The organism is Chryseobacterium sp. 7 (assembly GCF_003663845.1).
Lineage (GTDB): Bacteria > Bacteroidota > Bacteroidia > Flavobacteriales > Weeksellaceae > Chryseobacterium.
Window position 1 is genome coordinate 4,360,498 of sequence record NZ_RCCA01000001.1, and the last position, 13,872, is coordinate 4,374,369.

At 37.8% G+C, this 13,872-nt stretch carries 15 protein-coding genes and 1 riboswitch; of the genes, 5 read left to right on the forward strand and 10 right to left on the reverse strand.

Translation table 11 applies throughout. The features are described from left to right. Nucleotides 1–7: 7 nt before the first annotated feature. The 10 genes from CLU97_RS19975 to CLU97_RS20020 form a co-directional block, all read right to left on the reverse strand. Nucleotides 8–784 carry a thiazole synthase gene (locus CLU97_RS19975; RefSeq protein WP_121489480.1) on the reverse strand — a complete coding sequence of 259 codons (777 nt, stop codon included), beginning with the start codon at nucleotides 782–784 and terminating at the stop codon, nucleotides 8–10. After that, nucleotides 781–1,395, reverse strand: a complete 615-nt coding sequence (locus tag CLU97_RS19980) for a thiamine phosphate synthase (protein WP_121489481.1) — start codon at nucleotides 1,393–1,395, stop codon at nucleotides 781–783. Before CLU97_RS19980 ends, CLU97_RS19975 begins: the two co-directional genes overlap by 4 nt. Before the next feature lie 5 nt (nucleotides 1,396–1,400). Continuing rightward, nucleotides 1,401–2,138 carry a hydroxymethylpyrimidine/phosphomethylpyrimidine kinase gene (locus CLU97_RS19985; RefSeq protein WP_121489482.1) on the reverse strand — a complete coding sequence of 246 codons (738 nt, stop codon included), beginning with the start codon at nucleotides 2,136–2,138 and terminating at the stop codon, nucleotides 1,401–1,403. Beyond that, nucleotides 2,114–2,701, reverse strand: a complete 588-nt coding sequence (locus tag CLU97_RS19990; protein ID WP_121489483.1) for a thiamine phosphate synthase — start codon at nucleotides 2,699–2,701, stop codon at nucleotides 2,114–2,116. Before CLU97_RS19990 ends, CLU97_RS19985 begins: the two co-directional genes overlap by 25 nt. Further along, on the reverse strand, nucleotides 2,698–4,509 hold the full coding sequence (gene thiC, locus CLU97_RS19995; RefSeq protein WP_121489484.1) for a phosphomethylpyrimidine synthase ThiC: 1,812 nt from the start codon (nucleotides 4,507–4,509) through the stop codon (nucleotides 2,698–2,700). The genes CLU97_RS19990 and thiC overlap by 4 nt, the downstream gene beginning before the upstream one ends. A 23-nt stretch (nucleotides 4,510–4,532) precedes the next feature. Further along, the gene (thiS, locus tag CLU97_RS20000) at nucleotides 4,533–4,739 is read right to left on the reverse strand and encodes a sulfur carrier protein ThiS (protein WP_034692584.1); all 207 of its coding nucleotides are present in this window, start codon (nucleotides 4,737–4,739) and stop codon (nucleotides 4,533–4,535) included. A 57-nt stretch (nucleotides 4,740–4,796) separates the two neighbouring features. Then, nucleotides 4,797–4,893: riboswitch (TPP riboswitch) on the reverse strand. A 115-nt stretch (nucleotides 4,894–5,008) separates the two neighbouring features. Next, on the reverse strand, nucleotides 5,009–5,686 hold the full coding sequence (locus CLU97_RS20005; protein WP_121489485.1) for an RluA family pseudouridine synthase: 678 nt from the start codon (nucleotides 5,684–5,686) through the stop codon (nucleotides 5,009–5,011). A gap of 11 nt (nucleotides 5,687–5,697) precedes the next feature. Further along, on the reverse strand, nucleotides 5,698–6,012 hold the full coding sequence (locus tag CLU97_RS20010) for a hypothetical protein (protein WP_105703475.1): 315 nt from the start codon (nucleotides 6,010–6,012) through the stop codon (nucleotides 5,698–5,700). A 3-nt stretch (nucleotides 6,013–6,015) separates the two neighbouring features. Continuing rightward, the gene (gene panB / locus CLU97_RS20015) at nucleotides 6,016–6,831 is read right to left on the reverse strand and encodes a 3-methyl-2-oxobutanoate hydroxymethyltransferase (RefSeq protein ID WP_047377336.1); all 816 of its coding nucleotides are present in this window, start codon (nucleotides 6,829–6,831) and stop codon (nucleotides 6,016–6,018) included. Nucleotides 6,832–6,892: 61 nt separating this feature from the next. After that, nucleotides 6,893–7,606 carry a Crp/Fnr family transcriptional regulator gene (locus CLU97_RS20020; protein ID WP_034692595.1) on the reverse strand — a complete coding sequence of 238 codons (714 nt, stop codon included), beginning with the start codon at nucleotides 7,604–7,606 and terminating at the stop codon, nucleotides 6,893–6,895. An 88-nt stretch (nucleotides 7,607–7,694) separates the two neighbouring features. Between CLU97_RS20020 and CLU97_RS20025 the strand changes: the two genes are divergently transcribed. From CLU97_RS20025 to CLU97_RS20045, 5 genes are all read left to right on the forward strand, one after another. Beyond that, the gene (locus CLU97_RS20025) at nucleotides 7,695–10,073 is read left to right on the forward strand and encodes a heavy metal translocating P-type ATPase (RefSeq protein ID WP_121489486.1); all 2,379 of its coding nucleotides are present in this window, start codon (nucleotides 7,695–7,697) and stop codon (nucleotides 10,071–10,073) included. Nucleotides 10,074–10,182: 109 nt separating this feature from the next. Then, nucleotides 10,183–10,395 carry a cbb3-type cytochrome oxidase assembly protein CcoS gene (ccoS, locus tag CLU97_RS20030; protein WP_121489487.1) on the forward strand — a complete coding sequence of 71 codons (213 nt, stop codon included), beginning with the start codon at nucleotides 10,183–10,185 and terminating at the stop codon, nucleotides 10,393–10,395. 21 nt (nucleotides 10,396–10,416) lie between these two features. Next, nucleotides 10,417–12,678, forward strand: a complete 2,262-nt coding sequence (gene ccoN, locus CLU97_RS20035; RefSeq protein WP_121489488.1) for a cytochrome-c oxidase, cbb3-type subunit I — start codon at nucleotides 10,417–10,419, stop codon at nucleotides 12,676–12,678. A 16-nt stretch (nucleotides 12,679–12,694) separates the two neighbouring features. Then, a complete protein-coding gene (locus tag CLU97_RS20040; protein ID WP_121489489.1) occupies nucleotides 12,695–12,895 on the forward strand; it encodes a cbb3-type cytochrome oxidase subunit 3 in 201 nt (66 codons plus the stop codon). A gap of 10 nt (nucleotides 12,896–12,905) precedes the next feature. Then, the gene (locus CLU97_RS20045) at nucleotides 12,906–13,787 is read left to right on the forward strand and encodes a cbb3-type cytochrome c oxidase N-terminal domain-containing protein (RefSeq protein ID WP_121489490.1); all 882 of its coding nucleotides are present in this window, start codon (nucleotides 12,906–12,908) and stop codon (nucleotides 13,785–13,787) included. The last annotated feature ends 85 nt before the right edge of the window (nucleotides 13,788–13,872 follow it).

The window sequence follows — 13,872 nt, forward strand, 5'->3', positions numbered from 1 at the left end:
TTCTGATTTATTCAAATAAAAACGAAGTAAGCGGGCTTGAAGCTTCAGCATGGTTGCCAATAGCACCTAATCCTGATTCGAAGGCTCTTCTTCCGGCAATCACGCCTTCTTTAAAAGCTAAGGCCATATTCAGTGGATTTCCGGCTACGGCAATGGCAGTATTCACCAAAACGGCATCTGCTCCCATTTCCATTGCCTTTGCAGCATCTGATGGTGCCCCGATTCCGGCATCTACCACCACGGGAACATTACTTTGGCTGATAATGATTTCCAGAAAATCCTGTGTTCTTAATCCTTTATTTGTGCCAATAGGTGCTCCTAAAGGCATTACGACAGCGGTTCCGACATCTTCAAGACGTTTGCACAAAACAGGATCGGCATGAATGTAAGGCATTACAATAAATCCTAATTTTGCCAATTCTTCAGTGGCATATAAGGTTTCAATAGGGTCTGGCAATAAATATTTCGGATCCGGATGAATTTCCAGTTTTACCCAGTTGGTTTCCAGCGCTTCTCTTGCTAACTGAGCTGCCAATACAGCTTCTTTAGCGGTTCTTGCTCCGGAAGTATTCGGCAGAAGGTGAACGTTGGTTTCTTTTAATGAATCAAGCAGATCATCTTCGCTGGATTGGGCATCAATTCTTTTGAGCGCCATGGTTACCATGTTGGATTCCGAGGCGATAACAGATTGTATCATATCTCTCATACTCCCGAATTTACCTGTTCCTAAAAACAGTCTGGATTCAAAAGTTCTTCCTGCTATTTCTAATTTCTGATGGTTCATATCATTACTTTGTTTAGTTCTTTAATAATAGTAGGTTGTTTTGTAATAAGTCCCGAAACCGAAACACCATAAATTCCGATCCCCTGTAATGGCAAAATATCTTCAAGGGCAACGCTTCCGATGGCAAATATTTTGGGAATATCTATTGATTTTTCTCGTAATCCGTTAATAATATTCTGATATCCCTCAAACCCAAGAACCTGGCTTAATTTTTCTTTGGTTGTGGTAAATCTCAATGGTCCTAAACCTATATAATCACAAGATTCTTTGATTCTCTGAATGACATCCGAAAGGGTATTAGCCGTTCCGCCAATAATTTTATTTTTGCCTAAGATCGATCTTGCTTCTTCAATGGCACTGTCGTTCAATCCTAAATGGACCCCGTCAGCATCTATTTCTTTGGCTATTTGTACATGGTCATTGATGATACAAACCGCCTGATATTCTGAACAAAGTTGTTTTGAAATTTCACAGAGGTTGATTAATTCATTTTCAGGGGCATTTTTCCATCGAACCTGTACCCATTTGATTCCATTGTCTAAAGCTTTTCGGATATAAAGTTCCTGTTCCTGAAAGGTGTTTCCCTGTGATATGTATTGTAATTTTTCCATGTTTGTTATGAATGCGTTCCCAGTAAAGAGAGATTGCTTTTTAAAAATTTTTCAATGTATAATTTCCCATTTATACAGGCAGTTTCGATGTTTTCACCTTTCGCAAGTTCTGCTGTAATGGCTGATGATAAAACACAGCCGGAGCCATGTTTAGGAAAATAGGCTGCACTACTTTCAGTTGGAGTTAAAAGAATTTCTTTTCCATTTTCAACTAAAATATCTGTTCCTAAATGATCTTCCCGATGTCCTCCTTTGATGAGTAATGAGCATTCGTGAGTATCCGGTAAAAGATTATTTTCCTTTAAAACACGGTATTCGTTATAATTGGGAGTTATTAAACTGAGTTTATTAACCGTATTCTTTAATTGAGAAAGTGTTTCAAGATCAAAAAAAGCAAACTCGGAAGTGCTTTTCAGAACGGGATCCCAGACGATTTTTACGTCAGAGCTTCCTTTTTGAACCGTTTCTACAATTTTATCCAGAAAATTAGCATCCTTTACAATTCCTATTTTCACTGCTGAAACGGGATAATTCCCCATCAAAACCTGAATCGCCTCAGTTACTTCATCTATAGGACGCCATTCTAAATTCAGACATTTCAAAGCAGTTTGCAATGTTAATGCTGTACATATTCCCAATCCCACCACTTTTGATTGCTCAAAGGTTTTACTATCTGATAATAAGCCTGCTCCACCACTGGGATCGAAGCCTGCAACACTTATGACATAAGGACGTTCCTGCATTTTCTGAATACTTTTAAAGGTTCTTTACTTTCCCAGATTGCACCCAATAAAGCTACTCCATCTACATTTGTTTCGAAAACTTCGTGGATATTATTGGGGTTAATTCCTCCAAGCGCAATTAATTTAACATCTGGATTGTTCCGCTGTTTTATTTCGTTCTTGATAGTAGAATCCAGTCCATATCCTTTTTTGGAGATACTTGGAAAGAACGGGCTTATGAAAGCATATTCCCATTCTTTATCCAAAGTATTGTATGTTGTGATATCGTGCACTGATGTTGAAATGGTATTTTCTTCCCCCCAATATTTATAAGTTTCTTCCTTTCTATCAATCTCTCTGAAATGAAACCTTGAAATAGTAAATTCCTTTCCAAGATCGTAATGTGTATGCAATACCAACTGCGGATAGAAAGTCTTATCAATCTGAGTGATGAATTCAATCATTTCATTCTGGCTGAGCCATGGTTTGCGGATGTGAAGCAGATCAAGACCTTCCTGAAACATCTGATTAATAAGAATTGTTTCGTTCTGAACAATCAATTCAGGAGTGATGACGAGGATCATATATAAATTTCTTTCCCTTTTTCGATGAACTCTTGTGATTTATCCAGCATTCCCTGTTCAGCAGACTCACGGATTTCCTGAGTAATTTTCATCGAGCAGAATTTCGGTCCGCACATAGAACAGAAATGGGCAATTTTCGCTCCTTCTGCCGGAAGTGTTTCATCATGATAAGCTCTTGCTGTCTCTGGATCTAGTGAAAGATTGAACTGATCTTCCCATCTAAACTCAAATCTTGCCTTGCTTAATGCATTGTCTCTATATTGCGCTCCCGGATGACCTTTTGCCAGATCTGCCGCGTGGGCTGCCAATTTATAGGTAATTACCCCCACTTTTACATCATCTTTATTTGGAAGTCCTAAATGTTCTTTCGGAGTTACATAACAAAGCATCGCACATCCAAACCACCCGATCATGGCAGCCCCGATTCCGGAAGTAATGTGATCATAACCTGGGGCAATATCTGTTGTTAACGGTCCTAAAGTATAGAAAGGAGCTTCATGACATTCTTCCAGTTGCTTTTCCATATTTTCTTTGATCATGTGCATCGGAACATGTCCGGGACCTTCAATCATTACCTGTACATTGTGCTTCCAGGCAATTTTTGTCAGTTCACCTAAAGTTTCCAGTTCTGCAAACTGAGCGGCATCGTTGGCATCTGCAATAGATCCCGGACGAAGACCATCTCCAAGAGAGAAAGCAACATCGTACTTCTTCATGATCTCACAAATCTCCTCAAAATGGGTATACAGGAAACTTTCTTTATGATGGAATAAACACCATTTTGCCATAATAGATCCTCCTCTGGAAACAATTCCGGTTACTCTTTTCGCTGTTAAATGGATATATCTCAACAGAACTCCGGCGTGGATCGTGAAGTAAGAAACTCCCTGTTCCGCCTGTTCAATCAGGGTATCTCTGAAGATTTCCCATGTCAGATCTTCAGGAACTCCTTTTACTTTCTCTAATGCCTGATAAATAGGTACAGTACCAATTGGAACCGGACTATTTCTGATAATCCATTCTCTTGTTTCGTGAATATTTTTCCCGGTTGAAAGATCCATAATGGTATCAGCTCCCCATCGGCAGGCCCATACTGCTTTTTCCACTTCTTCTTCAATACTGGATGAAACGGCACTGTTTCCAATATTGGCATTGATTTTCACCAGGAAATTTCTTCCAATAATCATTGGTTCACTTTCAGGGTGATTGATATTATTAGGAATGATCGCTCTTCCCGCTGCAATTTCGTCTCTTACAAATTCCGGAGTGATCTTACTTTTTGGAGTATTTGCCCCAAAACTATGGCCGGGATGTTGAAAAGCCATTTCTTTGGATACGGAGTCAAGCTGTTCTATTCTTTGGTTTTCCCTGATCGCCACATATTCCATTTCAGGAGTGATGATTCCCTGTTTTGCATAGTAAAGCTGTGTAACTTCTTTTCCTTCCTGTGCTACTTTAGGCTTATGATCATAGGAAAATCTTAATTCATCAAGACGAGGATCTGCTAAACGGGCCTTTCCGTATTCAGAGGTAATTCCGTCCAGGATATTTACATCATTTCTGTCCAGAATCCATTGTTCTCTGATCCTCGGAAGTCCTTTCTGAATGTCAATAACTGCATTTTCATCGGTATAAGGACCTGAAGTGTCGTAAATGGTAACCGGAGCATTATGTTCAAAGCCGCCATTGGTTAATTTGGTGGGGCTAAGCTGTATTTCACGCATTGCTACATTGATAGGGTGTAATGTTCCTTCAACATAGATTTTCTTTGAGTTCGGAAATGGCGAACATGTAATGGAGTGAGCCATAAGTATTGGTATTAAATATGAGATTAACCGCCCTGAGTGGCAGTAATGATTAAAACTGAATCGTTGTTGTTAAGGATGGTTTCCGCCCAGATTGACAGGGGAATAATGCGATTGTTAAGAGCTACAGCAATACCTTTTTTCTTTCCGGGTAACTCAATAGCCAATAATGCTTCCAGATTTTCGGGAAGTACATCAAATGTTTTTCGGGTGTGGTTGATAATAAGTTCCATTCCTAATAATTTAAATGCACTTTAGGAATGGCTATTATTGTACAATAGAATGTACAGCAAAAGTCATCTACTTTTCCCTACGCTGGTATGATCCAGATCAGGTTCAAAGGGTAAAGTCTCAGTCTGTTGGTAACAGACACCCCTAAAGTTTGAGACGAAGTTAGACATTTTTTTAGAATAGGCAAAATTTGAAATAATATTAAAGAAAAAATCCACCTCAAATTTGAGATGGACTTTTATATTTTTCTTTACGTGTTTTAATGCCTTTATTATTCTTCACAAGCTCTCCAGATCGCATCATTCTGCGGAACAGGAGCTATGATCTCGATATTTTCTTTGGTAACAGGATGAATAAATTCCAGTTTTCTGGCATGAAGATTAATTCCTCCATCAGGATTGGAGCGTGGAGCCCCATATTTCAGGTCACCTTTGACAGGGACTCCTGTTTTGGACAATTGTGCTCTGATCTGATGGTGCCTTCCGGTTTCAAGATCAATTTCAAGAAGAAGATAATTATCCAGAGTCTTAATGACATTATAAGTCAAAATCGCTTCTTTTGCTCCTTCTGTAGCTTTGGGAAAAACAATCGCTTTATTATTCTTTTCGTTTTTCTTTAAATAATGAACCAATCTTTGAGACTGTGGAATCATTTCTTTTCCTACAACTGCCCAATACGTTTTTTTTACTTCATGGTTTTTCACCATCTGAGTAAGACGGGAAAGTGCTTTGGATGTTTTTGCATAGATCACCAGCCCGGATGTAGGCCGGTCTATACGATGAACCAAGCCGAGAAAAACATTTCCCGGCTTAGCATCTCTTATTTTTATAAAATTCTTGATGGATTCTAATAGTGATTCATCACCAGTCTTATCGCCCTGAACAAGCTGACCGACTTTTTTATTGACCACCAGAAGATGATTGTCTTCATATATAATCTGCTCCTTCATACTTCTTCAGCCTATCTTCTTCTATTGGATAATGACAGAATAATCCCCGCCAAAAGACCTGCTGTTTTAATATTTGAAAGTTTTGAATCTTCCGGAATGAATGCTCCGAATACACAGATTGCAGCAGCAGCATACATTGCATAGACAAAGTTCTTATTCGTAAGCAGAGGAGCCTGAATAAAGAAACTTGCACCTATCAGCACATAAAAAACTTTTCTTGAAAGTAGATGATTAATTTCCGGAGAGAACAGATTAAACCATCCTACAGCAAGACAAATCAATGCTGCAATAGATAATATTCCCTGGATAGATTGTTGATTCTGCATAGATTAATAGCTTTCATTTTCGTTAGGAAACTCAACACTTTTCACATCTTTTACATATTGAGCAACAGCTCCTGTAATTTCTGTGTAAAGATCAAGATATCTTCTTAAGAATTTCGGGCTGAAACCTTTGTTCATTCCTACCATATCATGATACACCAAAACCTGTCCGTCACAATCTGAACCTGCACCGATTCCGATGGTAGGGATAGAAATGCTTTCAGTTACTTTTTTGGCTAATTCTGCCGGAATTTTTTCCAAAACAATTGAAAAGCATCCTAATTCTTCTAAAAGCTGTGCATCAGCGATCAGTTTTTCCGCTTCTGCTTCTTCTTTAGCTCTTACTTTGTATGTTCCGAATTTATAGATAGACTGTGGTGTTAATCCCAAATGCCCCATTACCGGAATTCCGGCATTGATGATTTTCTTGATAGATTTGGAAATTTCTTTTCCGCCTTCAATTTTTACAGCATGCGCTCCACCTTCCTTCATCATTCTTACCGCAGATTCCAATGCTTTTTCAGGATTACTCTGATAAGTTCCGAAAGGTAAATCTGCTACCACCAAAGCTCTGTCGGTTCCTCTTACCACACTTTGAGCATGATAGATCATTTGATCCAGCGTAATAGGTAATGTAGTTTCAAAACCAGCCATTACATTTGCCGCAGAGTCTCCAATCAAAATAGCATCCACTCCGCCTGCATCTACCATTTTTGCTGTGGTAAAATCATAGGCTGTAAGCATTGTTATTTTTTCCTTGTCGAATTTCATTTTTCGCAAGGTTTCAGTCGTAACTTTTTTAATTTCAGAGTGAACAGACATAATTTATCTATTTTTAAAAGTTAAAAAGTCGGCCTTGAGCCGACTTACGTTTTTGTATGATTTATAAAACTACGTGACCGAGTTTCATGAGTTTGTCGTGATTTAAGATCTTGATATTTCTTCCGTCCACTTCAATCAGACTATCCTGTTTGAATTCCGAGATCAGACGGATGGCACTTTCTGTAGCGGTACCAATAATATTGGCAATTTCTTCTCTCGTTAATGAGATTTTGATAAAGCCTTCAGGATCTACTCCAAGTTTCTGCTCCAAAAGCAGCAGAATTTCTGCCAGCCTTTCTCTTACTGTTTTCTGAGCAAGGAAAGTAATGGTATTGGAAGATTCTCCTAATTCGTATGAGATTTTCTGAAGCATTACGAAAGACAGTTGTGGATCTACCTCCAAAAGATACATGAAGATATCTGCAGGTAAGAACACACATTCAATATCTGTCATTGCTTCTGCTTTGGCCTGGAAATTTTCCCCACAAAGCAAAGAACGATAGCCGATGATATCCCCTTCTTTGATAAATCTTAAAATCTGATCTTTCCCGAACGCTCCTGATTTCGAAAGTTTGGCAGCCCCCTTTTCCAGAACAAAAACTCCTTTTGGAGTTTCGCCATCCTCGAAAATGGTATCGTGCTTCTGAAAACTCAGTTTCTTTTTGCCATTAATGTACTTCTCAAAATCTGCGCTAGAAAGTCTTTCTTTAAATGATTTATCATTAAAAACTCTGGCGAACCTCTCTTCAATTGCTATCTGTTGTTCCTGCGGCATTTTATATGATATTTATCACAAAAATAGAACTTTTTAACGCGATAAACAAAAAAATTTGTTATAATTTTGTAGTTCAATATTTTATGGGGTGAGCGAGAACTGTTTTCATTGTGGTCAAGGGATAGAAAAAGAGAGAATTTTATTTGATGAAAAGACTTTCTGCTGTAACGGATGTAAGTCTGTTTACGAGATTCTAAATTTAAATCATTTAGGCAACTTCTATGAGCTTAATAAAGGAGCGGGAATTCGTCCAAATGATGAAAATTCTTCACAATTTGATTACTTGGACACGCCGGAAATTTTTGAAAAAGTTACAGATTTCTCTGAGGGAAATACCAGTCTTGTAACGTTTAAAATCCCTGTAATTCACTGTTCTTCCTGTATCTGGCTACTAGAAAGCCTTCACACATTAAATAAGCATATTAAATATTCGCAGGTTAATTTCACAAGAAAGACCTTACAGATTTCATTCAACCATAACGATTTGAAATTAAGCGAACTCGCTAAATTTTTAACTAATCTTGGATACAAACCGGTTATCAGTCTTGAAACTGCCGATAAAAATGAAGATCATCTTGACAAATCTTTATTGGTAAAATTTGCCATTGCTGCCTTTGCTTTTGGTAACGGAATGTTCCTTGCCTTCCCTGAATATATTGGGGGAGAAGATTATTGGATGGAACATTACAGGGGGCTATTCAGAACTTTGATATTCCTTCTGGCAACACCTGTTGTATTTTATTCAGCTTCAGACTATTATAAATCCGCATGGTACGGTTTAAAAAATAAGATTGTCAATATTGACGTTCCCATTGTATTAGGAATTTTCGTACTCTACGGAAGAAGTATCTATGAAGTGGTAACAGATTATGGTCCAGGATACTTCGATACCCTTTGCGGGCTTTTATTCTTCATGCTTCTTGGGAAAATTTTTCAAAAAAGAACATACAATGCTCTTTCATACGACAGAGATTACAAGTCTTTCTATCCCATTGCCGTAACGAAAGTAGATTTCGAAGGGAAACAGGATAACATCCTTCTTTCAGAGGTAAAAGTAGGAGACAGAATTCTGGTTAGAAACCAGGAAATCATTCCAGTAGATGCTATTCTGATTAATGGAGAAGGTAATATCGACAATAGTTTCATTACAGGAGAAAGTGAAAGTATCAGCAAACAGCCTGGTGATAAGATTTTTGCCGGGGGAAAACAGATTGGATCTTCTTTAGAACTTGAAGTGATTAAAAACGTAGATCAAAGTTATTTAACTCAGCTTTGGAATAAAGAAGCATTTAAAAAACACGAAACCGGTCTTGACACTCTTACAAATAATGTCAGTAAATATTTCACATTCATCATTTTAGGTATTGCTTTAGTCGCAGGAACTTATTGGTATTTCATTGATTTAAATAAAATGTTCCAGGTTATTTCAGCAATCCTGATCATTGCTTGTCCTTGTGCGCTTGCATTATCTGCACCGTTCACTTTCGGGCACATTATGAGGATTTTAGGCCGAAATAAATTCTATGTAAAAGACACTTTAACGATTGAAAAAATTGCTAAGCTGGACACGATTGTTTTTGATAAAACAGGAACCATCACCCACAGAAAAAAATCAAATATCAAATACGAAGGATCTGAGATCAACGAATTTGATTCTCTGAACATTAAGACCTTATTAAAGAACTCCAATCACCCGCTTTCAAAATCATTATATGAATTCTTTGAAATAAACGATGATTATTTCCCGGTAGAAAATTTCGTTGAAATCTCCGGAAAAGGATACGAAGCAAGCGTAAGAGGAACTCTTTATAAAATAGGATCTGCGCGTTATAACAACCAGGAACCTAAAAACCTTGAAACAGCAGTTTACATCAGCAAAAATGGAGAATATTTAGGAAAATTCATTTTCAAAAATGAATACCGTCCGAAGCTGAAAGAACTTTTCACTAAACTTACCAATTATAAAATATTTATTCTGAGCGGAGATAATTCCTCAGAAGAGAACCAGCTTAAAGAGCTTATTCCTAACTACAAAGGAATGGCCTTTAACCAGAGCCCGGAAGATAAACTGAACTATATCAAAACTCTTCAGGATCAGCACATGAAAGTAGCAATGCTTGGAGATGGTCTTAATGACGCAGGAGCTTTAAAACAAAGTAATGTTGGAATTGCGATTGCTGATGACACAAACAGTTTTACCCCATCTTCCGATGTCATTATGAATGGAGATAAAGTGGTTACCCTGGACAATTATCTGAACCTTTGTAAAGGCTCTATTACCATTGTGAAAATGACATTTATAATCAGTTTTCTGTATAATATCGTTGGTTTAAGTTACGCTGTTACAGGGCATATGCACCCGCTCTTCGCTGCAATCATCATGCCAATCAGTTCCATCACGGTGGTTACCTTTACTACACTTTCAACCTGGATATTAGGCCGGAAACATTTCAAAAAACAGGCGTAGAAGCCCTTATTTAGACTGATTTTAAATTAGCTGAAATCGGCATTTCGTGATGAATGTCATTATTTTTCACTAAATTTGAACCCCGAAAATAGGTTAATTTTGTTGTCCAATGGATATTCTATATTTAATGATCCTCTGCAGTGTTTCTTTAGCTGCGATTTTCTTGGTCGTATTTATAGTGTATGCCCGAAAAGGACAGTTTGAAGATGATGAATCTCCTGCTGTCAGAATCCTTTTTGATGATGAAAAAATCAAAGAAAATGATGAACCAGGCAACAAAAATAAAGACGAGAAAGAAATAGGAGAAAATAATAAAAATTGAGAAAAATAGTGAATAGTTGATATGGAAACACAGAAGTTTAGTTATGACAATAGTATTGTCCGTGCGTTCCTTTATGCGACCTTAGTTTTCGGTCTCATTGGATTTACGTTCGGGCTTACGGCGGCATTAATGCTTTTCTACCCTGAATTACCGGAATTCTTTTTCGGGACGGATGACACAACCATTAAAAGTTTGGCATCGGGTAACATTCAAGGTTTAATAAACACTCATGGTGCATTTGGTTTTGGTAGAATCAGAATGCTGCACACCAACACCGTAATCTTTGCATTCGTTTGTAACATTGTTTACACGGGTATTTATTACTCATTACAGAGATTATTAAAAACAAGAATGTACAGTGACACCTTGTCTTGGTTACATTTCTGGACTTGGCAGTTTATGATCGTTGCTACGTTCGTTACGTTCTTTATGGGGATCAATACCTCTAAGGAATATGCTGAACATGAGTGGCCGATCGACATATTAATCGCATTCTCATGGATCATTTTTGGTATCAATATGTTCCTGACTATTTCAAAAAGAAGAGTGAGACACCTGTATGTAGCGATTTGGTTCTACATTGGTACCTGGATTGCAGTAGCAATGCTTCACATCTTCAACAACCTTGAAGTACCTTTATCTTTCACAGGCTGGAAATCTTATTCAGCATATGCAGGGGTAAAAGATGCTATTGTACAGTGGTGGTATGGTCACAATGCGGTTGCATTCGTATTGACGACTCCGGTTCTAGGTTTAATGTATTACTTCCTTCCGAAGGCTGCAGACAGACCGGTATTCTCTTATAAATTATCCATTATTCACTTCTGGTCATTAATTTTCGTATATATCTGGGCTGGTCCTCACCACCTTCAGTATACAGCTCTTCCGGCTTGGGCTCAGGCGGTAGGAACAGGGTTCTCTATCATGCTTATTGCACCATCTTGGGGAGGTATGTTAAATGGTCTTCTTACACTGAGAGGAGCTTGGGATAAAGTAAGAGAAAATCCTATCCTTAAGTTCTTCGTAGTAGCTGTTACTTGTTATGGTATGGCAACGTTTGAAGGACCGCTTTTGGCAACTAAAAACATCAACAAAATTGGTCACTTTACAGACTGGGTTATCGGTCACGTACACTTAGGAGCTCTTGGATGGAATGGTTTCATGGCATTCGGGGTTATCTATTACTTGGTACCAATTATGTGGAGAACAAAAATCTGGTCTGTAAAATTAGCTAACTGGCATTTCTGGTTAGGTACTTTAGGAATTATTTTCTATGCAGTTCCAATGTATATTTCAGGATTCACACAAGGATTAATGTGGAAGCAGTTCAACCCGGACGGAACATTATTATGGAAAAACTGGCTGGATACGGTAACGGCAATTATTCCTTACTTCAAAATGAGATTCGTAGGAGGTTTATTCTACATCTCAGGATCTATCCTAATGATTGTAAACGTAATTGCTACAGTAAGAAAAGGATCATTCCAGAAAGAAGTTCCTGCTGAAGCTCCAGCGTTGGCAAACATCAGTAAAAACAGAAAAGAAGGAGAAGGTACTCACCTTTGGCTGGAAAGAACTCCGGTATTATTAGGTATTTTATCTTTCTTTACAATATCTATAGGTAGTTCAATTGAAATTATCCCTACACTATCTCTTAAGAAAAGTGTACCTACAATTTCTGCAGTGAAGCCTTATTCACCACTAGAACTTGAAGGTAGAGATATCTATATCCGTGAAGGATGTAATGCTTGTCACTCTCAGATGATCAGACCGTTCAGAGATGAGATTACAAGATTTAACGGTAAAAACGGACAATACTCCAAAGCTGGAGAGTTCGTATACGACAGACCATTCCTATGGGGTTCTAAGAGAACAGGACCGGATTTACATAGAGAAGGTGGTAAAAACCCAAGCTCTTGGCACTATAAGCACATGTATAACCCAAGATCTACCTCTGCAGGTTCCATCATGCCTCGTTACCCTTGGTTAATTGCTACTGACTTAGACAGAAGTAAGATGGTAGACAAAATGAAGCTGATGAAGAATGTATTTGATGTACCTTATACTAAGGCTCAAATTGATTCTGCAGACAAATGGGCGAACAACCAGTCCGCAAAAATTGTAAAAGATATCTTCTCTGAAGCAAATGACCTTAAGCAGGCTTATGCAAAGAGACCTCAGGGAGAACTAGAGAAAAAAGAAGTTGTAGCTCTTATTTCTTATCTTCAGAGATTAGGTACAGATATTAAAACAACGGAAATCAAAACAGCAAGTAATAACTAAACATTAAAAGGTTCATATGATTCCTCAGAACTTTAAAGATATATTATCCAATACAGAAAACGCTGGTTTTTACCAGACGCTGGCTCTGATTTTCTTTATGCTGTTCTTCATCGCTTTAGTAATCTATGTTTTTAGCAGACCTAAAAAATATTACAAAGAAGAAGAAGAGGCACCACTTGGGGATGACGAGGATGACAATTTTAATTTAAAAAATTAAACTATTTTTTATGAAACAAAGAACACCTGTTGTCGTAAACATCTTAATAATAATAGGGCTTTTAATAGTTTTTTATTATTTATTTGTACAGAGCTACGCGTTCCTAGCTTCGCCTTACTTCTGGGGAACAGTTGTGATCGCCGGTATCCTTGCCTACATTCATAGTGCTATTGGAGACCTTATTGAGAACAACAAATTCAAAAAATTATCTCCGGAAGAGAAAGCAGCTTACTTAGCTGAAAAGAAAGTACCATTCCTAAAGAGAATGTATGATGCAGCTTTCAAAAAGCAGTCTGAAACTGAGGAAAAAGATATCCTTATTGACCACGGTTTCGACGGGATCATGGAGCTGGATAACCAGTTACCAAAATGGTGGGTAGGTTTATTCTATTTTGGGACCGCTTTTTGTATTGTATATATTGCAGCATACTCTTTTACAGACTTCGCTCACCCGTTAAGCGAATATGAAAAAGAATATAAAGAACAAATGGCAAGCATCAAAGAATTTGAAGCAAACCAGCCTCCTGTAACGATTGAAACAGCTAAATACTCAGCTGATAACATTGCAGAAGGTAAAGAATTATTCAAAACAAACTGTGCATCTTGTCACAAAGAAGACGGTAGTGGAGGTATCGGACCAAACCTTACTGATAACTACTGGATCAACCAGCCTGAGAAAACGTTATTCAAAAACGTATTCCATATGGACTGGAATGGTTCTCCTACTAACCCTGCGATGAGACCATTCGGTAAGAACGGAGAAGTTTCAGGTGCAGAAATTGAAAAGATTGCAGCGTATGTATATCACATCAATCAGGAACAACCACCAGTGACTCCGGCTCAGGGAGGAGCAGCTCCTCAGGGAACCGAAGCACATTGGGAAAAAGAATAATTTAGAAAAATTAGAAACATATGAAAAAAACATAATTTGTTATTAGATTAAAATAGTAACGAATTATGTTTTTTCTTTTTTAAAA